Below are 23417 nucleotides of genomic sequence, written 5' to 3'. Positions count from 1 at the left end.
CCCGCCCGCAGCCTGCGGGGGTCAGATCCAGCCGCGGCGGGCGGCCTGGAAGGCCAGGCCCGGTCGGGTGTCGACCCCGGCGACGGCCATCAGGTCGGCGAGGCGGCGTTGCACGGTTCGTCGGCTCACGCCGAGCTGTGAGGCGATGGATTTGTCCGGTACCCCGGCCACGAACAGGGACAGCAGCCGCACCTCGTCGGCCTGCGGCCGGTAGCCCTCGGTGACGTCGGCCGGTGGTGCGGTGGAGCGCAGAGGGGTGGCCATCTGCCAGTGGCTTTCGAAGAGGGCCAGCAGCGCGTCGAGTAACTGGCTGCGGCCGATCACCGCGGCGCTCGGTTCGCCGCTGCTGCGGTCGGGTACCAGCGGGCACAGGGCCGTGCGTGCGTCCACGATGGCCAGGCGCACCGGCAGGCGGTCGAGGACGCGGGCCTGTTCGCCGGCGCGTACGCCCTGCTCGACGTCTTGCAGCGCGGCGGGTTCGAGGAGCATCTCGCGTTCGTAGATGGCCCGGTAGCGGACGCCGCGGGCGAGGGCGTCGAACTCTTCGACGTTGTCCTGGCCGGGCATGGCCAGCGGGTTGGCCCGGCAGAACCAGAGCACCTCGGAGCGGGCGGCGTTCTGCATGTCGCGCAGGCGGTCGCGCAGCGCCTGCGCCCCGGTGATCACCTCCACCAGGTGTGCGGCGTCGTGTCGTCGCATCGCGGCCCGGTACTCCTCGGTGAGCTGGTTGACCGAGGCGCGGGCCGTCTCCAGGGCCTCCTGCTGGCGCAGCAGTGCCCCGCCGAGCGGGACGTCCGGCGCGAGGGGGCGCAGCGCCGCGTCCGGTTCGGGGCCGGCCGGCAGGACCAGCCCTTTGGCGCGCAGGGCGTCGAGGTGGGTGACGATGTCGGTACGGGGACGGTGCAGCCGTTCGGCCAGCTCGTCGATGCGGGCCGTGGTGAGCTGCACCAGGCAGCGGTAGAGCTCCTCCTCGGCCGGGGTCAGGCCGATCACCTCCAACATGGGGCTGAACTGTACGACGCCTGCCGTCGGGACGCGCCGCGGCCCGCGCCGGCTGGTCAACTGTCGGGGACCGCGTCTACTGTCGGGTGCTGTGCTGGAAGAGCTGCGCATCACCGGACTGGGCGTCATCGACGACACCACGCTGCCGTTGACCGGCGGGATGAACGTCATCACCGGCGAGACCGGTGCGGGCAAGACCATGGTGGTGACCGGCCTCGGTCTGCTCTTCGGTGGCCGGGCCGACGCGGGGCGGGTGCGTGCTCAGCCTGGTCGGGCGGTCGTGGAGGGGCGGCTGCGGCTGTCCGGGCGGTTCGCCGAGACGGTGCACGCGCGCATCAGCGACGCCGGTGGTGAGCCGGACGAGGACGGTTCGCTGCTGTTGAGCCGTACGGTCACCGTCGAGGGGCGGTCGCGGGCGCATCTGGGCGGGCGGGGCATGCCGGTGTCGATGCTCGGTGAGGTGGGCGAGCAGGTGGTGGCCGTGCACGGCCAGTCCGACCAGCTGCGGTTGTTGCGTCCGGCCGAGCAGCGTGCCGCGTTGGACCGGTTCGCCGGCCCGGAGCACGAGAAGTTGCTGGACGCGACGCGGGAGGCGTACACGCAGTGGCGGCGGGTGGTCGACGACCTGGCCGACCGGCGGCGCAACGCGCGGGAGCGTCATCAGGAGTCGGATCTGCTGCGGTTGGGCCTCGACGAGATCACCCGGGTCGATCCGCAGCCGGGTGAGGACGACGAGCTGAAGGCCGAGGTGCAGCGGCTGGAGCATGCCGAGGGTCTGCGTGCTGCGGCGCAGCTGGCGCACCAGTGCGTGGCCGGTGGTCTGGAGGCCACCGACGACACGCCGGACGTGTCGACGCTGCTGGGCACCGCCCGGCGGACGTTGGAGGCGCAGGCCGGCACGGATCCGCTTCTCGGTGAGTTGGCGGCGCGGCTGGAGGAGGCCGCGACCCTGGTCGCCGACGTGTCGGTGGAACTGTCGACGTATCTGGCCGGCCTGGATGCCGATCCGGCCCGGTTGCAGGCCATCTACGAGCGTCGGGCGGCGTTGCGGGCGTTGACCCGCAAGTACGCCGACGACGTCGACGGGGTGATCGCCTGGGCGCAGCGCGCCGGTGCCCGGTTGTCGGAGCTGGACACCTCGGATGAGTTGCTCGACGAGTTGGACCGGGAGGCGTCGCGGCTGGCCGGTGAGGTGGCCGAGCTGGCCGGGCGGTTGTCGGTGTCCCGACAGGAGGCGGCGGCCCGGTTCGCCGACCAGGTCACTGCGGAGTTGGCCGGGCTGGCCATGCCGCACGCCCGGGTGGAGGTGGCGGTGCTGCCCCGACCGGCGGGTCGGTCCGAGCCCACGTTGCCGGTCAACGGGGTGGAGGTCGGTGTCGGGCCGGACGGTGGCGACGAGGTGGAGTTGCGGTTGCTGGCGCATCCGGGTGCGCCGTCGTTGCCGTTGCAGCGGGGTGCCTCCGGTGGTGAGCTGTCGCGGGTGATGTTGGCCATCGAGGTCGTCTTCGCCGGTTCCGGTGGCCCGCCCACGTTGGTGTTCGACGAGGTCGACGCGGGGGTCGGTGGTCAGGCGGCGGTGGAGATCGGGCGGCGGCTGGCCCGGTTGGCCCGCAGTCACCAGGTGTTGGTGGTGACCCATCTGCCGCAGGTGGCGGCGTTCGCCGACCGGCATCTGGTGGTGGCGAAGGACACCGGTGGTGCGGTGACCACCAGTGGGGTGCGGGTGGTGGAGGACACCGAGCGGGCGCGGGAGCTGGCCCGGATGTTGGCGGGTTTGCCGGACTCGGATCTGGGTATCGCTCACGCGGAGGAGTTGCTGGCCGTGGCGGCCCGGGAAAGGCGGTCGTGAGACCATCATTGTGAGCGGAGGCACACCGGCCTTCGCCGGTATGTGCTTCCCTGGGTAGGCGGCCCTGCTCAGGCATGTCGCGACAGATTCGCCTGCCTCACATGCCAGGATGGTCACGATGCGTCTACCCACGTTGCGCCGGGCCCGGAACGCGGAACCGGGACAGATCCTCGGCACCGCACGCCTTGACCGCCGGACGAAACGCCTGGTCGGGCGGCTCCGCCCGGGTGACATCGCGGTCATCGACCATGTCGACCTGGACCGGGTCGCCGCCGACTCGCTGGTCGCGGTCGGTGTCGGTGCGGTGCTCAACGCCAAGCCGTCGGTCTCCGGCCGGTACCCGAACCTCGGGCCGGAGGTGCTGGTCGCAAACGGCATCCCGCTGCTCGACGACCTGGGCGAGGGCATCTTCGAACGGATCCGCGAGGGCGACACCGTGCGGATCGACGGCAACACCGTCTTTTTGAACGACGACCCGGTGGCGCACGGCAGCCTGCAGGACGCCGAGAGCGTGGCCAAGGCGATGACGGATGCCCGGGAGGGCCTGTCGGTGCAGTTGGAGGCGTTCGCCGCCAACACCATGGACTACCTCAAGCAGGAGCGTGACCTGCTGCTCGACGGTGTCGGCGTGCCGGACATCGTCACCGAGGTCCAGGGCCGGCACTGCCTGATCGTGGTCCGGGGTTACGACTACAAAGCCGACCTGGACGTGCTGCGCCCCTACATCCGCGAGTTCAAGCCGGTGCTCATCGGCGTCGACGGTGGCGCCGACGCGCTGGTCGAGGCCGGCTACACACCCGACATGATCATCGGTGACATGGACTCGGTCACCGATGACGTGCTGCGCTGCGGCGCCGAGGTGATCGTGCACGCCTACCCGGACGGGCGGGCGCCCGGCCTGCCCCGGGTCAACGGCCTGGGGGTGTCGGCGGTGACCTTCCCCGCCGCGGCCACCAGCGAGGATCTGGCCATGCTGCTGGCCGACGAGAAGGGCGCGTCGCTGATCGTGGCGGTCGGCACCCACGCCACCCTTGTCGAGTTCCTCGACAAGGGCCGCGGCGGCATGGCCTCGACGTTCCTCACCCGGCTCAAGGTCGGTGGGAAGCTGGTCGACGCCAAGGGCGTCAGCCGGCTCTACCGGCAGGGCATCTCCGGTTCCTCCCTGCTGCTGCTGGTGCTCTCGGCGGTCGCGGCCATGGCATCGGCGGTGGCCGTCTCCACCGTTGGTAAGGCGTACCTGGGTGTGGTCTCCGAGTGGTGGGACAATTTCGTGTTCCAGCTCGGCCAGCTCTTCTAGCCCCCGACCGATTCAAGAGGCTGCAAGCGTGATCAATTTTCGCTACCACGTGGTTTCCCTGACCGCGGTCTTCCTGGCACTGGCGATCGGCCTGGTGGTCGGCACCGCCGCGCTCAACGGCCCGGTGGCCGATTCGCTCAAGGAACACGTCGACGCGCTGAGCAAGGCCAACCAGCAGATGCGCCAGACGGTCCAGAGCATGGAACGGGAACTGGAGCTGGAGGAGGAGTTCGCCGCCGAGATGGCGCAGATCACGCTGCCGGGCAAGCTGACCGGCAAGCGGGTGCTGGTGCTGACCACGCCGACCGGCCGTGACCACGCCGAAGGCGTGATCAAGATGTTGCAGCTGGCGGGCGCCGACCTCACCGGCCGCATCGATCTGCAGGACAAGTTCATCAACCCGGAGAACAACAACAACCTGCTGGAGTTGGCGGTCACCGCGGCGCGGCCGACCGGGGCGCCGACGGCCAACCTGCCCGGCAACGGCCACGGGGTGGAGACCTCCAGCGCCCTGTTGGCCACCGTGCTGCTGGACCAGCCGGCCGGGTCGGAACCGGTCACCGAGGCCGACCGGCGGGCCGTGCTGGCCGCGTACAGCAACGCCAGCTATCTGAGCGCCGCCGACCGGATCACCACGGCGGCCGAGGCGGTGGTGGTGGTCAGCGGGCTGCCGTACGTGGACAAGGACTCCGCCAAGAAGGACGAATCGGTCGTCAAGATCGCCGAGCAGTTCGACCGGACCGGGGGCATCGTGGTGGCCGGCAACGGCTCCGCCAACGGCAACCTGGTGGCTTTCGTCCGCGGCGACGCCGTGCTCGCGCAGACCATCTCGACCATCGACAACGCCAACACCGTGCAGGGGCAACTGGTCACCACGCTGGCCCTGGTGCAGCAGCTCACCGAGCGCAAGGCCGGTCAGTACGGCGTGGGTGACAACGCCGCGTCGCTGCTGCCTAAACTGCCCCAGTGAGCGCCGGTGCACCCGGTGCACCGAATTCGACGATGTCCGCCGACTGGCAGGAGGGCCGTGTGAGCGTGCGGAGCGAGGCGGCGGCGTGACGATCGTGCGGGGACTGCTGGCGGCGGGCATCGGGGCGGCTGCCGCCCGGTACGCGCTGCGTCAGGTGCGCACCTCCCCGGCCGGGGCCGGGCTTGAGCGGACCAACTTCCGTGGCCGTACCGTCACCCTGGCGGCCGGGCCGGCGCTCGCCGCGGGCGCCAGCGGCGCGGCGGCCTGCGGGGCGGCGAGCGTGCCCGCCGGCGCGGCGACCCTGCTGGCCGGGATCGGCGCCGGTGCCGTCGGCCTGTACGACGACGTGGTCGGCGCCCGGCCGGAACAGAAGGCGTACAAGGGCTTCGCGGGGCACCTCGCCGCGCTGCGGCAGGGCCGGGTCACCGCCGGCCTGGTCAAGATCGTCGGGGTGGGTGCGGCCGGTCTCGGCGCCGCGACGCTGCTCGCCGCCGACCAGGGCGTGGCCGGGCACCGGCGGCGAGCGCGGCAGGGTCCGCTGGGCCGTGGCGTCGACGTGCTGCTCGGCGCGGGTGTGATCGCCGGGACCGCGAACCTGCTCAACCTGCTGGACCTGCGGCCCGGGCGGGCGTTGAAGTCCGGCCTGCTGCTCGGCACACCGTTGACCGCGGGCCGGCAGGGCGGGATCGCCGCCGGTGCGATCGGTGCCGCCGCCGGGCTGCTCCCCGCCGACCTGGACGAGGACGTGATGCTCGGCGACAGCGGCGCCAACGCCCTCGGCGCGGTGCTCGGCGTGGCGCTGGCCGCCCGCACCGGCCCGGCCGGCCGGGCCGCCCTGCTCGCGGTGCTCGCCGGACTCACCGCCGCCAGCGAGAAGGTCAGCTTCACGAAGGTCATCGCGAGTACGCCGGGACTACGTGAACTCGACGCGCTGGGCCGCCGCCCCGACTGACGTGACCAGACCGGCCCCCCTCGCCGGCGCCGGCCGGGTGGCCTCGGCTGCCGCGCTCATCGCCGTACTCACCGTGCTCAGCCGGGTGGCCGGGTTCGGGCGTACGGCCGTGTTCACCTGGGTGGTCCAGGACAGCGACCTGGGTGCGATGTACGTGCTGGCCAACACCGCACCCAACATCATCTTCGAGATCGTCGCCGGTGGGGCGCTGGCCAGCCTGGTCGTGCCGCTGCTCGCCGGTGCGGTCGCCGCCGGTGACCGGCGGGCGGTGGCGGCCACCACCGGTGCCCTGCTGACCTGGACGGTGACCCTGCTGGTGCCGTTGGCGGTGCTGCTGGCGCTGGGCGCCGGCCCGCTGATCAACCTGCTGGAAAACCGCTCACCGGAGGAACTCGCCGCCGGGGCCCGGATGTTGCGGGTCTTCGCGCCGCAGCTGCCGCTGTACGGCATCGGCATCGTGCTCAGCGGTGTGCTGCAGGCGCACCGCCGCTTCGCCTGGCCGGTGATCGCGCCGCTGCTGTCCAGCCTCACCGTGATCGTCGTGTACCTGGTCTTCGGCGGTGTCGCCGGGCCCGGGGCGAGCGTGGCGCAGGCCGGCCGCGGCGCGGAGCTGATCCTGTCGGCGGGCACCACCCTCGGCGTGGCGGTGTTGTCGCTGTCGCTGCTGATCCCGATCCGCCGGCTGCGGCTGCGGCCCCGCCTCGGGTACACCTTCACCGCCGACGCCCGGGCCCGGGTCGGCGGGCTGGCCGTGGCCGGGGTCGTGACCGTCACCGCCCAACAGGTCGCCCTGGCGGTGATCCTCTTCCGGGTCGCCGGTGGGCTCACCGAGGCGCCGCAGGTGTTCAACCTCGCCCAGACCATCTACCTGCTGCCCTGGGCGGTGCTGGCGGTGCCGCTGGCCACCGCCGCGTACCCCACCCTCGCCGCGGCCTGCGCCGGCGGCGACGAGCAGACCTACCGCGACACCCTGGCCGCCACCCTGCGCGGGGTGCTGCTGCTCAGCTTCCTCGGCGCCGCCGTGCTCGTCGGCACGGCCGGGCCGATCGGGCGGTTCTTCCCCCTCAACGCCGACGCCACCGCCGACGCCATCGCCGGGTACGCGCCCGGGCTGCTCGGGTACGGGCTGTTCGCGGTGCTCTCCCGGGCCCTGTACGCCCGGGGCGCGACCCGCGCGGCCACCGCCGCCATCACCGCCGGATGGCTTGTCGTCCCGCTGGCCCTGCTGCCGCTGTCGACGCTGCTGCCGGTGGCCGACCGGGTGCTCTCCGCAGCGCTGGCCAACTCGGTGGGCATGCTGCTGCTCGGCGGGCTGCTGCTGGTCGCCGTGCGGCGTGCCGCCGGGCCGGTGGCGCTGGCCGGTGCCGCCCGGGCCGCCGGCGCGGGACTGCTGGGCGCCACCGCAGGGGCGCTGGCCGCGCTGGGCCTGCTGCGGCTGCTCGCGGACGCCGACGGCACCCCGACGCGGTGGGTGGCCCTCGGGCAGGGCATGCTGTCCGGAGCCTTGGTCGGTGTCGTGTTCCTCGCCGTGGTCTGGTTGGTCGACCGACGCGACGTGCGTCCGGTGCTGGCCGGGCTGCGCCGACGGCTGCCGGCCCGCGTACGGGGTAGGCAGGCGGACGGGAACCGCCCGGAGCAGGCCGACGGGAAGGGGTGATCAGCCGGTGGGCACGCCTGAGCGGACGGGCACGGTGGTGCTGCTGCTGGCCTCCAGCACCGGTGGTGTCGGACAGCACGTGCGGGCACTGACCCGCGGGTTGACCGCCGCCGGGCTGCCGGTGCTGGTCTGCGGGCCCGCGGCGACCCAGGACCAGTTCGACTTCGTGGCGGCCGGTGCCCGGTTCGCGGCGGTGGAGATCCCGGCCAGCCCCGCCCCCGGCGACGCCCGGGCGGTCGCGGTGCTGCGGCGGGTGCTCGCCGACGAGCAGGTCCGGGTCGTGCACGCGCACGGACTACGCGCCGCTCTGGTGGCGGTGCTCGCCCGACCGTCCGCCCCGCTGGTGGTCACCTGGCACAACGCGGTGCTCGCCGGTGGGCTGCGGGGCCGCCTCTCGCGGCTGGTCGAGCGGATCGTCGCCCGGGGCGCCCGGGTCACCCTCGGCGCCTCGGCCGACCTGGTCGACCGTGCGGTCGCGCTCGGTGCGCCCGACGCCCGGCTGGCGCCGGTGGCCGCGCCGGTGCTGCCCGCGCCGCGTCGAGGGCGCGCCGCCGTACGGGCCGAGTTCGCCGTCGCCGCCGACCAGCCGTTGATCCTCTCGGTCGGCCGGTTGCACCCGCAGAAACGCTACGACGTGTTGATCGACGCCGCGGCCCGGTGGCGGGAGCGCACCCCGCCCCCGGCGGTGGTGATCGCCGGCAGCGGGCCGGCATATCTGCCGCTGGCCGCCCGGATCAGTGCCGTGCGCGCGCCGATCACTCTGCTCGGGCACCGCACCGACGTGGCGGACCTGCTCGCCGCCGCGGACCTGGCCGTGGTGACCAGCGACTGGGAGGCGCGTCAGTTGTTCGCCCAGGAGGCGTTGCGTGCCGGCGTACCGCTGGTGGCCACCGCGGTGGGTGGCCTGCCGGAGCTGGTCGGCGACGCGGCCGTGCTGGTGCCACCGGGTGATGTCGACGCGGTCGACGCGGCGGTCCAGGGCCTGCTCGACGACGACGCCGGCCGCGCCGAGTGGGGACGGCGCGGCGCGGCGCGGGCGGCGACGTGGCCCACCGAGACGGACACCGTCGCCCAGGTGGTTGCGCTCTACGCCGAACTGGCCGCACCGGACGCCGACGCCTCGTCGACGGGACGTCGGTGATGCTGCGACGAGTCGCTCCGATCGTGCTCACCCTGGTCGTGGTGGTGGTGGGCATCTTCGCGTTGGCGGCGGGGCCGCGGACGCCGCCGCCTCGACCCAGCGCCGACTTCGTGGTGCTGGTCGGGGTGGCCGGGCTGCGGTGGGACGACGTCGACCCGCAGCGCACCCCGACGCTGTGGCAGATGGCCCGCGGGGGGTCGATCGGGTCGCTGTCGGTGCGTTCGGCCTACCGGCCCACCTGCCCGCTGGACGGCTGGTTGACGTTGGGGGCGGGCAGCTTCGCCGGGTGGACCGGCGGTCAGCGGGACGGCACGTGCCCGCCGACCGAGGTGCGGGTGGACAAGCCGGACCGCATCGGCGCGAACCTGCCGGAGCAGGAGAGCGTGGTGGTGCACAACCAGGACCGGCTGCCGTGGGGCACGGTGCCCGGTGCCCTGTCGGAGTCGGTGCGCTGCTCGGTGGCGGTCGGTCCGGGTGCGGCGGTGGCCGCCGCCCGACCCTTCGGCCGCGTCGACCGGTACGAGCCGACCCTGCCGGCCGATCCGGCCGGGCTGCTCGGCTCCTGCGTGCTCAGCATCGTCGACCTGGGCACGGTCGCCGGCACCGACCCGGCCGAGCGGGCGGCGGCGGCCCGTGACGCCGACGCGCAACTGGCCCGGGTGCTGGCCGCCCGGCCACCGAACTCGCTGGTGATCGTGGCCGGGGTCGCGGACACCGAACAGCCGTCGCGGCTGCATGTGGCGGTCGCTGACGGGCCGGGGTGGGACAACGGCTGGTTGACCTCGCCGACCACCGGGCGTCGCGGCTACCTGCAACTGATCGACCTCGCGCCGACCGCGTTGACGGCGTTGGGTCGTCCGATGCCGGACCGGGCGTTCCTCGGTCGACCCGCCGAGTCGGTCGGTGGCCGGCCGGACGACCTGGCCGCGGCGATCGCCGAGCCCGCCGACGCCGACCGGGAGGCCGCCGCGCAGCGGGAGGTCGCCGGTGGGTTCTTCATCCTGCTGGCCGGCGTGCAGGTGGCGTTGGCGGTGGCGGTGCTGCCGCTGCTGCGCCGGGCCCGTCGGCACGCCGGGCCGTACGGTCCGAAGCCGGTGTCCCGGCGGGTGGTGGCGGTGGTGGAGCTGCTGCTCGTCGCCGCCGCGTTGGCCATGCCGGCGGCGCTGCTGGCCGAGGCGGTGCCCTGGTGGCGCAACACCTACCCGGCGCTCACCTTCGCCGGGCTGACGGCTGCGCTGCTCGCCGCCGCGACGCTGCTGGTGCGGCTCGCGCCGGGCTACCGCAGCACCCTCGGCCCGCTGGGTGCGGTGGCCGGATTGACCATGCTGGCGGTCGGTCTGGACGTGGTCACCGGCGCGCGCCTGCAACTCAACGGGGTCATCGGCTACTCCGCCCTGGAAGGCGGCCGGTACGCCGGGCTCGGCACGGTCGGGCTCGGCGTGTTCATCGCCGCCGCGCTGCTGACCGCCGGATGGTTGGCCCAGCGGGTGCGTCGCGAGTGGCGGCCGACGGTGATGGTGCTGATCGGTGGTGCGGCCGTGGTGGTGGTCGGCAGCCCCTACCTGGGCGCCGACTCGATCGGGGCGATCGCGTTGACCGCCGGGGTGAGCGTGGCCGCGGCGATCAGTACCGGTGGTTGGCTGACCATGACCCGGCTGGCCTGGGCGGGCATGGCCGGGCTGGCGGTGATGATCGGTTTCGCGGTGGTGGACCTGGGTCGTCCGCCCGGTGAGCGGGGGAGCCTGGGCCGGTTCCTCGCCGCCCTGGGCGACGGTACGGGCGGGTTGACGGTGCAGCGGTCCAGCGCGTCGAGCTTCCAGACCCTGGTGAACAGTCCGTTGACGGTGCTGGCGCTGGTCGGGGCGCTGTTGGTGTGGTTCGCGCTGTTGCAGCCGTGGGGTGGCCTGCGGCGGCTGTTCGGGATCTATCCGGCGATCCGTGCGGCGATGGCGGGCACCGGTGTGGCGGTCGGGATCGGTGGCGTGCTGGGCGCGGTGGCCCTGGACGTGGCCGGTGCGGCCGCGGCGGTGGTGGTGCCGATGGCGGCGCTGTCCGCGCTGCGGGTGCTCGACCATGCCGCGGACCGGACGCGGCCCGCCACCGATCGCCCCCAGGACGCCGGGCCGTCCGATGCCGGGCCCGCTGACGCCGACCGCTCTGGTGCCGCCCCGGCGGGCGGCGCGGGGGCGTCGCACGAGCCGCGACGCGACCGGGGCCGGGTCGTACGGTCATCGGCCGAGGTGGCGACCGGGTGAGCCGATGTGGCGTACCTCGGGTGCGCCACCAGGCCCGCACCGGGAAGGTGTTAGCGTGGAATCCCGTGGATCGCGTGATCACTTCGCTGATCGGCTCGGCGGTCTGCACGACCGCGACGGACGACACGGGAGCAGGCCTTGGCCCCAACAGCACGGACGACCAGGCACATTTTCGTCACCGGGGGAGTCGCCTCCTCGCTGGGTAAGGGGCTGACCGCCTCCAGCCTCGGCAACCTGCTGACCGCGCGGGGACTGCGCGTGGTGATGCAGAAGCTCGACCCCTACCTCAACGTCGACCCCGGAACGATGAACCCGTTCCAGCACGGCGAGGTCTTCGTCACCGAGGACGGCGCCGAGACCGACCTCGACGTCGGCCACTACGAGCGTTTCCTGGACCGGGCGCTGTCCGGCAAGGCGAACGTCACCACCGGCCAGATCTACTCCGACGTGATCGCCAAGGAACGGCGCGGCGAGTACCTGGGCGACACCGTCCAGGTGATCCCGCACATCACCAACGAGATCAAGTCCCGGATCCTGGCGATGGGTGACCCGGACGACGACGGCCGTACCCCCGACGTGGTGATCACCGAGGTGGGTGGCACGGTCGGTGACATCGAGTCACTGCCGTTCCTGGAGGCGATCCGTCAGGTCCGCCACGACCTGGGCCGGGACAACTGCTTCTACCTGCACGTGTCGCTGGTGCCGTACCTGGCGCCGTCGGGGGAGTTGAAGACCAAGCCGACGCAGCACTCGGTGGCGCAGCTGCGCAACATCGGCATCCAGCCCGACGCGATCGTCTGCCGCTCCGACCGCGACATCCCCGACAAGCTCAAGCACAAACTGTCGCTGTACTGCGACGTCGACTCCGAGGCGGTCATCGCCGCCCCGGACGCGCCGAGCATCTACGACATCCCCAAGGTGCTGCACCGCGAAGGGCTCGACGCGTACGTGGTGCGTCGGCTCGGGCTCTCCTTCCGCGACGTGGACTGGGACGGCTGGGACGACCTGCTGGAGCGGGTGCACCAGCCGCAGCGCACCATCACCGTCGCCCTGGTCGGCAAGTACGTGGACCTGCCGGACGCGTACCTGTCGGTCAGCGAGGCGATCCGGGCCGCCGGGTTCGGCAACCGGGCCCGGGTGCAGCTGCGCTGGGTGCCCAGCGACGACTGCGTCACCCCGACGGGCGCAGCGGCCGCCCTGGCCGGTGTCGACGGCATCGTTATTCCCGGTGGCTTCGGGGTGCGCGGCATCGAAGGCAAGATCGGCACCGCCCGGTACGCCCGGGAGAACGGCATCCCGCTGCTCGGTCTCTGCCTCGGCCTGCAGTGCATGACCATCGAGGTGGCCCGACACCTGGCCGGACTCGAAGGGGCCAACTCGGTGGAGTTCGACGCCGAGGCCGTGCACCCGGTCATCGCCACCATGGCCGACCAGGAGGACATCGTCGCCGGCAAGGGCGACCTGGGCGGCACCATGCGGCTGGGCGCGTACCCGGCGAAGCTGGCCGAGGGGTCGATCGTCGCCGAGGCGTACGGCAGCACCGAGATCAGCGAACGGCACCGGCACCGCTACGAGGTGAACAACGCCTACCGTGACCAGCTGACCAAGGCGGGGCTGCACATCTCCGGCACCTCGCCGGACGGGCGGCTTGTCGAGTTCGTCGAACTGGACCGTGAGCTGCACCCGTTCTTCGTGGCCACCCAGGCGCACCCGGAACTCAAGAGCCGCCCGACCCGGCCGCATCCGCTGTTCGCCGCGTTCGTGCAGGCCGCTGTGGCGTACTCGCAGGCCGACCAGCTTCCGGTCGACCTGGACGCCGCCGAGCGGGTCACCCGCAACGGCACCGCCGCGCCGGCGACGTCCGCGTCGTGAGCGCGGTCGAGCACCGCTACGAGGTGCGCTCCCGCCAGGTGCGCTACTCCGGGCGCATCTTCGAGGTGGTCTCCGAGGAGGTCACCATGCCCGGCGGTGGCACCGCCACCCGTGACCTGGTCCGGCACGTCGGCGCGGTGGCGGTGGTGGCGCTGGACGATGCCGGTCAGGTGGTGTTGATCCGGCAGTACCGCCAGCCAATCGGTCGACGGTTGTGGGAGTTGCCGGCGGGGCTGACCGACGTGGCCGGCGAGGATCCGGCGGTCACCGCGGCACGGGAGTTGGCCGAGGAGGTCGACCTGACCGCCGGCCGTCTCGACGTGCTTGTCGACCTGCACAGCTCGCCGGGCTTCACCGACGAACTGGTCCGGGTCTTCCTGGCCCGCGATCTGGCCGACGTGCCCGAGCAGCAGCGCCACGACCGGCACGACGAGGAGGCCGACCTGCAGATCGTCCGGATCGACCTGGACGAGGCGGTCGGCATGGTGCTGGCCGGCGAGATCACCAATGCGTCCTGTGTGGCCGGGCTGCTCGCCGCCGCCCGGGCCCGCGACGCCGGCTGGTCGGCGCTGCGCGGGGCGGACGCCGCACTGCCGGGCTGAGCCGGGAGCAGACGACGCGCAGGGGCCGGGCGAACATCGCCCGGCCCCTGCGTGCTGTCACGGGTCAGTCGCGCAGCGGACGCCCCTGCGCGTCGGTGCCACCGTTGACCAGGATCATGATGCCGTCGATGAGGCCCCACAGGCCACCGAGGCCGAGGGTGCAGACACTCACGACGAGCTGCAGCACGCCGATCTTGATGTGGCCGGTGTAGAACCGGCCGACGCCGAGGCTGCCCAGCAGAATGCCCAGGACGCCCGCGACGACCTTGCTCTTGTCAGAAACGCCCTGGGGAAACCCGGGCTGAGGTGGGTATGTCATGAGGCGACACAGTAGTGATCCATCCGGCGGCCCGTGTGACCGGCATGCCATGAGTCAGACGCTGCGGCCGATCACCGTCTGGACGGCTGACCTGCCACTCCGCCGAAGGGTGGGGTGCCGCACCTGACACTTCGTCAACGTCCGCGGGCACCAGGTGTCACAGTGCATGCTCCGACGTGGTGCCGGGCCCGAATAAACTGCGCCGACGGGACCGGTTGTCCGTGTAGTGGCAAAGGGGCCACCACATGCCGCGTAGTCGGGTTAGCGGTCCGGCGGAGAGAGGGTCTGCATCGTGAAGGTCGGCATTCCCCGCGAGGTCAAGAACCACGAGTACCGGGTGGCGATCACGCCTGCGGGAGTCAACGAGTTCACCCGCAACGGTCACCAGATCTTCGTCGAGGCCGGCGCCGGAGTCGGGTCGAGCATCACCGACGAGGAGTTCGCCGCCGCCGGCGCCAAGATCCTGGACACCGCCGACGAGGTGTGGGAGACCGCGGAACTCGTCCTCAAGGTCAAGGAACCGGTCGCCGAGGAGTACCACCGGATGCGTGAGGGGCAGGTGCTCTTCACCTACCTGCACCTGGCCGCGTCCCCGGACTGCACCCAGGCGCTGCTGGACCGCAAGGTCACCGGCATCGCGTACGAGACGGTGGAGCTGCCCGACCGGTCGCTGCCGCTGCTCGCCCCGATGTCCGAGGTGGCCGGTCGACTCGCCCCGCAGGTCGGCGCCTTCTACCTGATGCGTACCGGCGGGGGTCGGGGAGTGCTGCCCGGCGGCGTCTCCGGCGTCTACGCGGCCAAGACCGTCGTCATCGGTGCCGGTGTCTCCGGCATGAACGCCGCCGCGATCGCGCTGGGCCTGCAGTCCGAGGTGCTGCTGCTGGACATGAACGTCGGCCGGCTGCGGCAGGCCGACGCCATCTACCGGGGCCACCTGCAGACCGTCACCTCCAACGCGTACGAGATCGAGCGGGCGGTGCTGGACGCGGACCTGGTCATCGGCGCGGTGCTGGTGCCCGGCGCGAAGGCCCCCAAGCTCATCTCCAACGAACTGGTCTCCCGGATGAAGCCCGGCAGCGTGCTCGTCGACATCGCGATCGACCAGGGCGGCTGCTTCGAGGACTCGCGGCCCACCACGCACGCCGACCCGGTGTACAAGGTGCACGACTCGATCTTCTACTGCGTGGCGAACATGCCCGGCGCAGTACCGAACACCAGCACGTACGCACTGACCAACGTCACCCTGCCGTACGCGCTGGAGCTGGCCAACCACGGCTGGCGTGAGGCGTCCCGCCGCGATCCGGCGCTGGCGCTGGGCCTGAACACACACGACGGACAGGTCGTGTACGGCCCGGTCGCGGAGGCACACGACCTGCCGACCACCCCGTTGGCCGAGGTGCTGGCCTGACCGGCCGCACCCCGACCGCCGCAGCGGACGGAGCCGGCACGGGCCACCAGCCCGCGCCGGCTCTGCGCCGCGCCCTGCGCGGCTACCTGGACCACCTCACCGTCGAACGTGGCCTGGCCGCGAACACCCTGGTGGCCTACCGCCGGGACCTGGACCGCTACCTCAACAGCCTGGCCGCCGCCGGGGTGAGTGACCTGGCCGTCGTCCCTGCCGGCGAGATCGAACGTCACCTGGCCCGGCTGCGCGCCGGTGACGACGGGCATCCGCCGCTGGCCGCCTCGTCGGCAGCCCGCGCCGCCAGCGCCGTGCGGGGCCTGCACCGGTTCGCGCTGCGCGAGGGCCTCGCCGCCGCCGACCCGAGCCGCGACGTGCGGCCGCCCGCCCCGCCGCGCCGGCTGCCGCGCGCCCTGTCGCTGGACGACGTGGTCCGACTGTTGGACGCCGCCGGGCCGGCGCAGGCGGCCGGGGACACCGCGCCGCTCGCGCTGCGCGACCGGGCACTGCTGGAGTTCCTGTACGGCACCGGCGCCCGCATCTCCGAGACCGTCGGCCTTGCGGTGGACGATGTGGACCTCACCGACGCGGTGGTGCAGCTGCGCGGCAAGGGCGGCCGGGACCGCCTGGTGCCCATCGGTGGGTACGCGATGCAGGCGCTGGGCGCCTACCTGGTCCGGGCTCGACCCGGGCTGGTCGCCGCCGGCCGCGGCACCCCGAGGGTGTTCCTCAACTCCCGGGGCGGTCCGTTGACCCGCCAGGGCGCCTGGATGATCCTGCGCCGCGCCGCCGAACGCGCCGGCCTGCCCGTCGACGGGCCGCAGGCGGTCTCCCCGCACACGTTGCGCCACTCGTACGCCACCCACCTGCTCGACGGCGGTGCCGACGTGCGGGTGGTGCAGGAGTTGCTGGGGCATGCCTCGGTCACCACCACCCAGGTCTACACTCTGGTCACCGTCGACCGGCTGCGCGAGGTCTACGCCACCGCCCACCCACGTGCCCGCGATTGAGCGGCCCTGGTCGGTGCCGCTGGCCGACACGCCGAGCGGGTGCCGAACGCCCTGCTCGCCGGTGGCGTACAGTCGGCAGCGCAGCCTTGGCGGTGAGATGACCGGGGTGTGCAGCGGCGCCGCAAAGGACGTCGGGCGGCTCCGACGCCGGATGGTCGTCGGGAGGGGGCAACGAGGACATGGCTGGCAACGGTGACCGTGCCGAGACCTGGACGTCGGAGCTCCGCGAACAGCAGAACGCCCTCGGTGCGGACCTGGGGCCCGCCGACCCGGCCGCCTACACGATGCGCAAGCCCATCCCCGAGCCGATGCCCACCGACCGGCACGGCCCGGCGCGGATCATCGCGATGGCCAACCAGAAAGGTGGCGTCGGCAAGACCACCACGACCATCAACCTGGGTGCCGCCCTGGCCGAGTACGGCCGCAAGGTGCTGCTCGTCGACTTCGACCCGCAGGGCGCCCTCTCGGTCGGCCTGGGGGTCAACCCGCACAACCTGGACCTGTCGGTCTACAACCTGCTGATGCAGGACGACGTCACCGCCGAGGACGTCCTGATCAAGACCGACGTGGCCGGTCTGCACCTGCTGCCCGCCAACATCGACCTCTCCGCCGCCGAGATCCAACTGGTCAACGAGGTCGCCCGGGAGATGGCCCTGGCGCGGGTGCTCCGCAGCGTCCGCAAGGAGTACGACTACATCCTGATCGACTGCCAGCCCTCCCTGGGTCTGCTGGCGATCAACGCGTTGACCGTCGCGCACGGCGTGCTCATCCCGCTGGAGTGCGAGTTCTTCAGCCTGCGCGGCGTGGCGCTGCTGCTGGACACCATCGACAAGGTCCGCGAGCGGCTCAACTTCGACCTGGAACTCGAGGGCATCCTCGCCACCATGTACGACAGCCGCACCACCCACTGCCGGCAGGTGCTGCAACGGGTGGTGGAGGCATTCGGCGACAAGGTCTACCAGACGGTGATCACCAAGACCGTGAAGTTCCCCGAGTCCACCGTCGCCGGCGCCCCGATCACCACCCTCGACCCGGCCTCCTCCGGAGCCCGCAACTACCGCCAGCTCGCCCGCGAGGTGATCGCCGCGCAGGCGGAGCGGTAGGCTCCGCAATCCCGTGGCCAGGCCGTGGACTACGGTCGTCGGCGTGACCGCCCCGCCCCTCGACCCCGCCGCTGCGGACGACCAGACGCCGGTGGCAGATCCGGACGCGGTCGACGGTGCCGACAGCGGCAAGTTCACCGTACGGCTGGCCAACTTCACCGGCCCGTTCGACCTGCTGCTGCAACTGATCGGCAAGCACAAGCTGGACGTCACCGAAGTCGCCCTGCACCAGGTCACCGACGAGTTCATCGCCTACATCCGGGCCATGGGTGACGACTGGGACCTCGACGAGGCCAGCGAGTTCCTGCTCATCGCCGCCACCCTGCTCGACCTGAAAGCCGCCCGGCTGCTGCCCTCCGCCGAGGTGGAGAACGAGGAGGACCTCGCCCTGCTGGAGGCGCGGGACCTGCTCTTCGCCCGGCTGCTGCAGTACAAGGCGTACAAGGAGGCGGCGGCGCACATCGCCGCGCTGGAGGAGGTCGGCGGACGCCGCTACCCGCGCGCGGTGACCCTGGAACCCCGCTTCGCCGAAGCCCTGCCCGACCTGGTGCTCGGCATCGGCCCGCAACGCCTGCTCAAGCTGGCCGTGAAGGCGATGACCCCGAAACCGATCCCCGAGGTCTCCATCGCCCACGTGCACATGGTCCGGGTCAGTGTCCGGGAACACGCCGGGATCATCGCCGAACGACTGCGCCGCGCCGGCACCGCCACCTTCTCCCTGCTCTGCGCCGACTGCGAGGCCACCCTGGAGGTGGTGGCCCGCTTCCTCGCCCTGCTGGAGCTGTACCGGCAGGGGGTGGTGGCCTTCGTGCAGGAACAGGCGTTGGAGGAGCTGACCGTACGCTGGACCGGACCCGCCGACGGCGGACCGGCGCTGACCATCGACGAGTACGCCGGCGCCCCCGCCGAGCCGGCGGAGAACCCGACGGCACCGGCCGCCGAGACGGATCCGGAACCCGGGTCGGTCGTCGACACGGATCCGGGGCCCGCGCCGGTGGTCGACACGGATCCGGGGCCTGTGCCGGTGGTCGACACGGTGACGGACTCGGGGGCCGTGTCGGGAAGCGAAGCAGGCACGGACGGGACGGCAACGAGGCAGGAGCACGCCGGATGAGTCACGAGGAACGCCGGGATTCGCTTGCCGACCAGGCAGCCGCCTGGATCCCACCCTGGCAGCGTCCCGCCCCACCCGCCGAGACCGCCACCACCGTGCCTGCCCAGGCACGGCCTACTGACGATGCTGTCGACGACACCGGTGAGTCCGGCCCGCAGAGCCCGACCGAGCCGCCGCAACAGGACGCCGACGACACCCCGCCGCAACAGGACGCCGACGACACCCCGCCGCCGGCTGGCGACGGGCAGGCATCCGACGCCTCGGTGACCCTTCCCGACGGCGAACCGGTTGCCGACGAGCCGGCAGCGGATGCGTCAATGGCGCTTGCGGTCGGTGCACCGGTCGCCGACGAACAGCCGACAGATGCGTCATCGACGCACTCGGTCGGTGAGCCGGGTGCCGACGAACAGGGGACAGATGCGTCGTCGACACTCTCGGTCGGTGCACCGGGTGCCGGCGGGCAGGCGGCCGGTGAGCGGGCCGGGACGGCGGTGGGGGATGCCGGTGGGGCGCGCAGGCAGCGGTCCGGGCGGGCCAGGCCGGCACCCGAGCCGACGCCGCTGCTCGACGACACCGAACTGCGGGGCGCGTTGGAGGCGATCCTGCTGGTGGTGGACGAACCCGTCAGCGAGCTCACACTTGCCCAGGTGCTGGAGCAGCCGCCGGAGCGGATCGGCCCGATGCTCGACGACATCGCCGCCGGCTACACCGCCGCCGGACACGGCTTCGACCTGCGGCGGGCGGCCGGTGGCTGGCGGCTGTACACCCGGCCGGAATACGCCAGCTACGTGGAACGCTTCATCCTGGACGGGCAGTCGGTCCGCCTCACCCAGGCCGCCCTGGAGACCCTGGCCGTGGTCGCGTACAAGCAGCCGGTGACCCGGTCGCGGATTTCCGCCATCCGCGGTGTCAACTGCGACGGGGTGATCCGTACCCTGGTCTCCCGGGGGTTGGTCGAAGAGTGTGGCACCGAGTCCGACAGTGGGGCGTACCTGTACCGGACGACCACGATGTTCCTGGAGAAACTCGGCCTCAACAGCCTCGACGACCTGCCGCCGCTGGCCCCGTTCCTCCCCGACGACGTAGAAGAGCTTGCTGATGCATCGCGATAACCGCACCCCCTCGCCCGACGCGCCCGTCTATACCGGCCCGGAACGCCTGCAGAAGGTGCTCGCCGCCGCCGGTGTCGGCTCCCGGCGCGCCTGCGAGGACCTGATCTTCCGGCGGAAGGTGACGGTCAACGGGCGGGTGGCGCAGCTCGGCGACAAGGTCGACCCGGCCACCGCCGTCATCCACGTCAACGGTGAACGACTCCAGGCCGACACCCGGCTGGTGTACCTGGCCATGAACAAGCCCCGCGGGGTGGTCTCCACCATGGCCGACGAGAAGGGCCGCACCGCGCTGGCCGACTTCCTCAACAACCGGGTCGAGCAGCGGGTCTACCACGTCGGGCGGCTCGACGCGGACAGCGAGGGCCTGCTGCTGCTCACCAACGACGGCACCCTCGCGCACCGGCTGATGCACCCCTCCTACGGGGTGCTGAAGACCTACCTGTGTGAGGTGGCCGGGCCGATCCCGCGCAACCTGGGCAAGCGGCTGGCCGCCGGCATCGAGCTGGAGGACGGGCCGGTGAGCGTCGACGCGTTCCGGGTGGTGGACAGTCTGGGGCGTACCGCCCAGGTCGAGCTGAGCCTGCACGAAGGACGCAAACACATCGTCCGGCGGCTGCTCGCCGAGGTCGGGCACCCGGTGAGCCGGCTGGTGCGTACCGCCATCGGGCCGATCCGGCTCGGTGACCTGCGCAGCGGGCGGACCCGACGGCTGACCAACGCGGAGGTCGCCGCCCTGTTCAAGGCCGTGGGTGACTGACCGCGCGGTCGCGGGTACCGCTGAGGGTAGGCTCGCGGACGGCCCGGCGGGCCGTGGGGTTCGGCGCCGGGCATGATGGGACATGTGTGTCAACCGCTTGCGTGACGTCGATGACGGCGGACCGTGAGGTACGGGCTGAGGAGGACAACGGTGGGAGAAAACATACCGATCGGGCGCTGCGTCGTCGCTGTGGACGGGCCGTCCGGTTCGGGTAAGTCCACCGTGTCGCGACGGCTCGCGACCAGCCTGGGCGCCCGTTACCTGGACACCGGCGCGATGTACCGGGCCATCACCTGGGCGGTGCTGCGCTCCGGTGTCGACCTCAACGACGCGCACGCGGTGGCCAAGGTCGCCGGCGAGGTCGACCTGCGCATCGGCACCGACCCCGAGGGGTACGCCGTCACCGCCGACGGGGTGAACGTCGAGACCGACATCCGGGGCGCCGACGTGACCGCCGCCGTGTCCGCGGTGGCCGCCGTACCGGCGGTGCGGGCGCTGCTTGTCGCCCGGCAACGCGACATGATCGACAAGGCGGGCCGGATCGTGGTCGAGGGCCGCGACATCGGTTCCGTGGTGGCCCCCGACGCCGACCTGAAGGTCTACCTCACCGCCTCGGCTGCCGCGCGGGCCGCCCGCCGCAGCGCCGAGAACGCCGCCGACGTCGCCGCCACCGCCGCCGACCTGGCCCGGCGCGACCAGCTGGACTCGACCCGCAAGGCCGACCCGCTGGCCCAGGCCGCCGACGCCGTGGTGCTCGACAGCACCGAACTGGGCATCGACGAGGTCGTGGCCCGGCTGCGTGAGCTGCTCACCGAGCGGGGCGTGGCGTGAGCAACGACGACGGTTGGGTGGAGCTGCGGGAACCGGACCTCGACATCGAGGAGCCGACCGGCCCGCAGCCGGTGGTTGCCGTGGTCGGCCGACCCAACGTCGGCAAGTCCACTCTGGTCAACCGGATCATCGGCCGCCGCCAGGCGGTCGTCGAGGACGTACCCGGGGTGACCCGCGACCGGATCCCCTACGACGCGCAGTGGTCCGGCCGGGCCTTCACCGTCGTCGACACCGGCGGCTGGGAACCGGACGCGAAGGACCGGGCCGCCGCGATCGCCGCGCAGGCCGAGACGGCCGTGGCCACCGCCGACGTGGTGGTGTTCGTGGTCGACGCGACGGTGGGCTCCACCGACGTCGACGAGGCGGCGGTGAAGATGCTGCGGCGCAGCGCCAAACCGGTCATCCTGGTCGCCAACAAGGCCGACAACGCCAACATCGAGCTGGAGGCCACCTCGCTGTGGTCGCTCGGCCTCGGCGAACCGCACCCGATCTCGGCGCTGCACGGCCGTGGTTCCGGTGACCTGCTCGACGCCATCATGGCCGCGCTGCCCGAGGCACCGAAGATCGTGGAGAACCGCCCGCGCGGCCCACGACGGGTGGCGCTGGTCGGCCGACCCAACGTCGGCAAGTCCAGCCTGCTCAACCGCTTCTCCGGCGAGGAACGCGCGGTGGTCGACTCGGTCGCCGGCACCACCGTCGACCCGGTGGACAGCCTGGTCACCATCGGCGGCGAAACCTGGCACCTGGTGGACACCGCCGGCCTGCGCAAGCGGGTCGGCAAGGCCAGCGGCACCGAGTACTACGCCAGCCTGCGTACCGCCGCCGCGATCGAAGCGGCCGAGGTGGCGGTGGTGCTCCTCGACTCCAGCGAACCGATCAGCGAACAGGACCAGCGGATCCTGTCCATGGTCACCGAGGCCGGCCGGGCCATGGTCATCGCCTTCAACAAGTGGGACCTGGTCGACGCCGACCGTCGGTACTACCTGGACAAGGAGATCGACCGGGAACTGCGCCGCATCCCGTGGGCGATCCGGCTGAACCTGTCGGCGATGACCGGCCGGGCCGTCGACAAGCTCGCCGCCGCCCTGCACCGGGCGTTGGACAGCTGGGAGACCCGGATCCCCACCGCGCAGCTCAACGCCTGGCTCACCGCCCTGGTCCAGGCCACCCCGCACCCCGTACGCGGGGGACGGGCACCGCGGATCCTGTTCGCCACCCAGGCCGGCGTGGCCCCGCCACGGTTCGTGCTGTTCACCACCGGCCCGCTGGACGCCGGCTACCAACGCTTCGTCGAGCGCAAGCTGCGCGAGGAGTTCGGCTTCGAGGGCAGCCCCATCGAGATCTCGGTACGCCCCCGCAAGAAGCTCGGCCCCGGCGGCCGAGGCAAGGCGCACGGCTGATCCTGTTTCACCCTGGGCCCGGGTCGCGAGGCGCTTGCCTCCGCACCCGGGCCCGCCTCATTGATCCTGTCTTCCTAGGATGCTTTAGGGGTGGTGAGCTGGTCGTCGGGGCGGCGCTGTGGGGGTGGGGGCTGTGCGACGGATGGGAGAAGCTGCGCTAAGCTGTACCGGCTGCCGCGGGCAAGGTCTGGCGGTGGCAACGGGACGTGGCGCAGCTTGGTAGCGCACTTGACTGGGGGTCAAGGGGTCGTCGGTTCGAATCCGGCCGTCCCGACAGCACGAAAAGAGGCCGTCAACCGGGGTGAAAACCCTGGTCAACGGCCTCTAATTCGTATCTGGGCAGTGGGGATTTGCTGATCTAGACGGCGCGTAGCTGGGGACCACTTGGGGACCGGCGGGCCTTCAAGTGGGCGCTGAGGGCCGTTCCGGCGTCGGTGATCGACTGCCGGTCGGGGTGTAGGTAGCGCTGGGTGGTGGTCAGTGATCCGTGTCCGGCGATCTTCCGTAGGACGTGGACCGGTATGCCTGCGTCGGCCATCCATGTGAGGCCGGTGTGCCGTAGGTCGTGTCGGCGTAGGTGTTCGTATCCGAGCTTGGTGACCACCTCATCCCAATGCGTCGCGTCGCGGAGCACGGCGGTGCTGATCCGGCCACCGCGCGGCCCGGTGAACAGTCGGGAATCGGGTTTGGACACGGCGTCCAGGCGGTGAGCGACGATCGGCCGTACCTCTTCGATCAGCGGCACGGTCCGTGCGCGCTTTCCCTTAGAGGG

At 72.3% G+C, this 23417-nt stretch carries 20 protein-coding genes and 1 tRNA gene; 18 read left to right on the top strand and 3 right to left on the bottom strand.

The genetic code is table 11. The features are described 5' to 3' along the window. Positions 1–21: 21 nt before the first annotated feature. Positions 22–1002, bottom strand: coding sequence for a helix-turn-helix domain-containing protein (locus tag Vgi01_RS27850; protein WP_204293039.1), 981 nt, complete (start codon positions 1000–1002; stop codon positions 22–24). Positions 1003–1093: 91 nt separating this feature from the next. Between Vgi01_RS27850 and recN the strand changes: the two genes are divergently transcribed. The 9 genes from recN to Vgi01_RS27805 all read left to right on the top strand — a co-directional run bounded on the left by recN (position 1094) and on the right by Vgi01_RS27805 (position 13597). Beyond that, positions 1094–2851: a DNA repair protein RecN gene (gene recN / locus Vgi01_RS27845; protein ID WP_204293038.1), complete on the top strand. Its 1758-nt coding sequence runs from the start codon at positions 1094–1096 to the stop codon at positions 2849–2851. A 118-nt stretch (positions 2852–2969) separates the two neighbouring features. After that, on the top strand, positions 2970–4148 hold the full coding sequence (gene steA / locus Vgi01_RS27840) for a putative cytokinetic ring protein SteA (protein ID WP_102659715.1): 1179 nt from the start codon (positions 2970–2972) through the stop codon (positions 4146–4148). Positions 4149–4176: 28 nt separating this feature from the next. Then, positions 4177–5118 carry a copper transporter gene (locus tag Vgi01_RS27835; RefSeq protein ID WP_102659702.1) on the top strand — a complete coding sequence of 314 codons (942 nt, stop codon included), beginning with the start codon at positions 4177–4179 and terminating at the stop codon, positions 5116–5118. 94 nt (positions 5119–5212) lie between these two features. After that, the gene (locus tag Vgi01_RS27830) at positions 5213–6070 is read left to right on the top strand and encodes a hypothetical protein (RefSeq protein WP_204293045.1); all 858 of its coding nucleotides are present in this window, start codon (positions 5213–5215) and stop codon (positions 6068–6070) included. 1 nt (position 6071) lies between these two features. Continuing rightward, positions 6072–7727 (top strand): murein biosynthesis integral membrane protein MurJ, encoded by a 1656-nt coding sequence (gene murJ / locus Vgi01_RS27825; protein ID WP_204293037.1) that lies wholly within the window; start codon positions 6072–6074, stop codon positions 7725–7727. 7 nt (positions 7728–7734) lie between these two features. Continuing rightward, positions 7735–8868, top strand: a complete 1134-nt coding sequence (locus Vgi01_RS27820) for a glycosyltransferase family 4 protein (protein WP_204293036.1) — start codon at positions 7735–7737, stop codon at positions 8866–8868. Next, positions 8868–11123, top strand: coding sequence for an MFS transporter (locus Vgi01_RS27815; RefSeq protein ID WP_204293035.1), 2256 nt, complete (start codon positions 8868–8870; stop codon positions 11121–11123). The genes Vgi01_RS27820 and Vgi01_RS27815 overlap by 1 nt, the downstream gene beginning before the upstream one ends. 138 nt (positions 11124–11261) lie before the next feature. Further along, positions 11262–12995, top strand: a complete 1734-nt coding sequence (pyrG, locus tag Vgi01_RS27810) for a CTP synthase (protein WP_204293034.1) — start codon at positions 11262–11264, stop codon at positions 12993–12995. After that, a complete protein-coding gene (locus tag Vgi01_RS27805; RefSeq protein WP_204293033.1) occupies positions 12992–13597 on the top strand; it encodes an NUDIX domain-containing protein in 606 nt (201 codons plus the stop codon). Before pyrG ends, Vgi01_RS27805 begins: the two co-directional genes overlap by 4 nt. Positions 13598–13661: 64 nt before the next feature. Here Vgi01_RS27805 and Vgi01_RS27800 read toward each other — a convergent pair whose 3' ends face one another. After that, complete coding sequence (locus Vgi01_RS27800; RefSeq protein WP_204293032.1) at positions 13662–13916, bottom strand: TM2 domain-containing protein; 255 nt, start codon at positions 13914–13916, stop codon at positions 13662–13664. A 292-nt stretch (positions 13917–14208) separates the two neighbouring features. Here Vgi01_RS27800 and ald point away from each other — a divergent pair, with 292 nt between their 5' ends. From ald to Vgi01_RS27755, 9 genes are all read left to right on the top strand, one after another. Beyond that, positions 14209–15324, top strand: a complete 1116-nt coding sequence (ald, locus tag Vgi01_RS27795; protein WP_013732863.1) for an alanine dehydrogenase — start codon at positions 14209–14211, stop codon at positions 15322–15324. Next, complete coding sequence (locus Vgi01_RS27790; RefSeq protein ID WP_204293044.1) at positions 15321–16328, top strand: site-specific tyrosine recombinase XerD; 1008 nt, start codon at positions 15321–15323, stop codon at positions 16326–16328. Before ald ends, Vgi01_RS27790 begins: the two co-directional genes overlap by 4 nt. Positions 16329–16507: 179 nt before the next feature. Next, complete coding sequence (locus tag Vgi01_RS27785; protein WP_013732865.1) at positions 16508–17431, top strand: ParA family protein; 924 nt, start codon at positions 16508–16510, stop codon at positions 17429–17431. Positions 17432–17474: 43 nt separating this feature from the next. Then, complete coding sequence (locus Vgi01_RS27780; protein ID WP_204293031.1) at positions 17475–18545, top strand: segregation and condensation protein A; 1071 nt, start codon at positions 17475–17477, stop codon at positions 18543–18545. Between the two features lie 317 nt (positions 18546–18862). Then, positions 18863–19657, top strand: a complete 795-nt coding sequence (gene scpB / locus Vgi01_RS27775) for an SMC-Scp complex subunit ScpB (protein WP_308441822.1) — start codon at positions 18863–18865, stop codon at positions 19655–19657. Next, positions 19644–20414, top strand: a complete 771-nt coding sequence (locus Vgi01_RS27770; protein WP_204293029.1) for a pseudouridine synthase — start codon at positions 19644–19646, stop codon at positions 20412–20414. Before scpB ends, Vgi01_RS27770 begins: the two co-directional genes overlap by 14 nt. Positions 20415–20564: 150 nt before the next feature. After that, positions 20565–21245, top strand: coding sequence for a (d)CMP kinase (gene cmk / locus Vgi01_RS27765; protein ID WP_204293028.1), 681 nt, complete (start codon positions 20565–20567; stop codon positions 21243–21245). Further along, on the top strand, positions 21242–22645 hold the full coding sequence (gene der, locus Vgi01_RS27760; RefSeq protein ID WP_102659689.1) for a ribosome biogenesis GTPase Der: 1404 nt from the start codon (positions 21242–21244) through the stop codon (positions 22643–22645). Before cmk ends, der begins: the two co-directional genes overlap by 4 nt. Positions 22646–22845: 200 nt before the next feature. After that, a tRNA-Pro gene (locus Vgi01_RS27755) sits at positions 22846–22919 on the top strand. Positions 22920–23003: 84 nt separating this feature from the next. Here the strand turns inward: Vgi01_RS27755 and Vgi01_RS27750 are convergent. Beyond that, a partial coding sequence (locus Vgi01_RS27750; protein WP_204293027.1) for a tyrosine-type recombinase/integrase occupies positions 23004–23417 on the bottom strand: 414 nt, incomplete at its 5' end.

Origin of the sequence: Micromonospora gifhornensis (assembly GCF_016863515.1) — a bacterium.
In the GTDB taxonomy this organism is placed as follows: Bacteria; Actinomycetota; Actinomycetes; order Mycobacteriales; family Micromonosporaceae; genus Micromonospora; species Micromonospora gifhornensis.
Note: the sequence above shows the minus strand (reverse complement) of the source record. Positions and strands in the feature narration are given on the sequence as shown.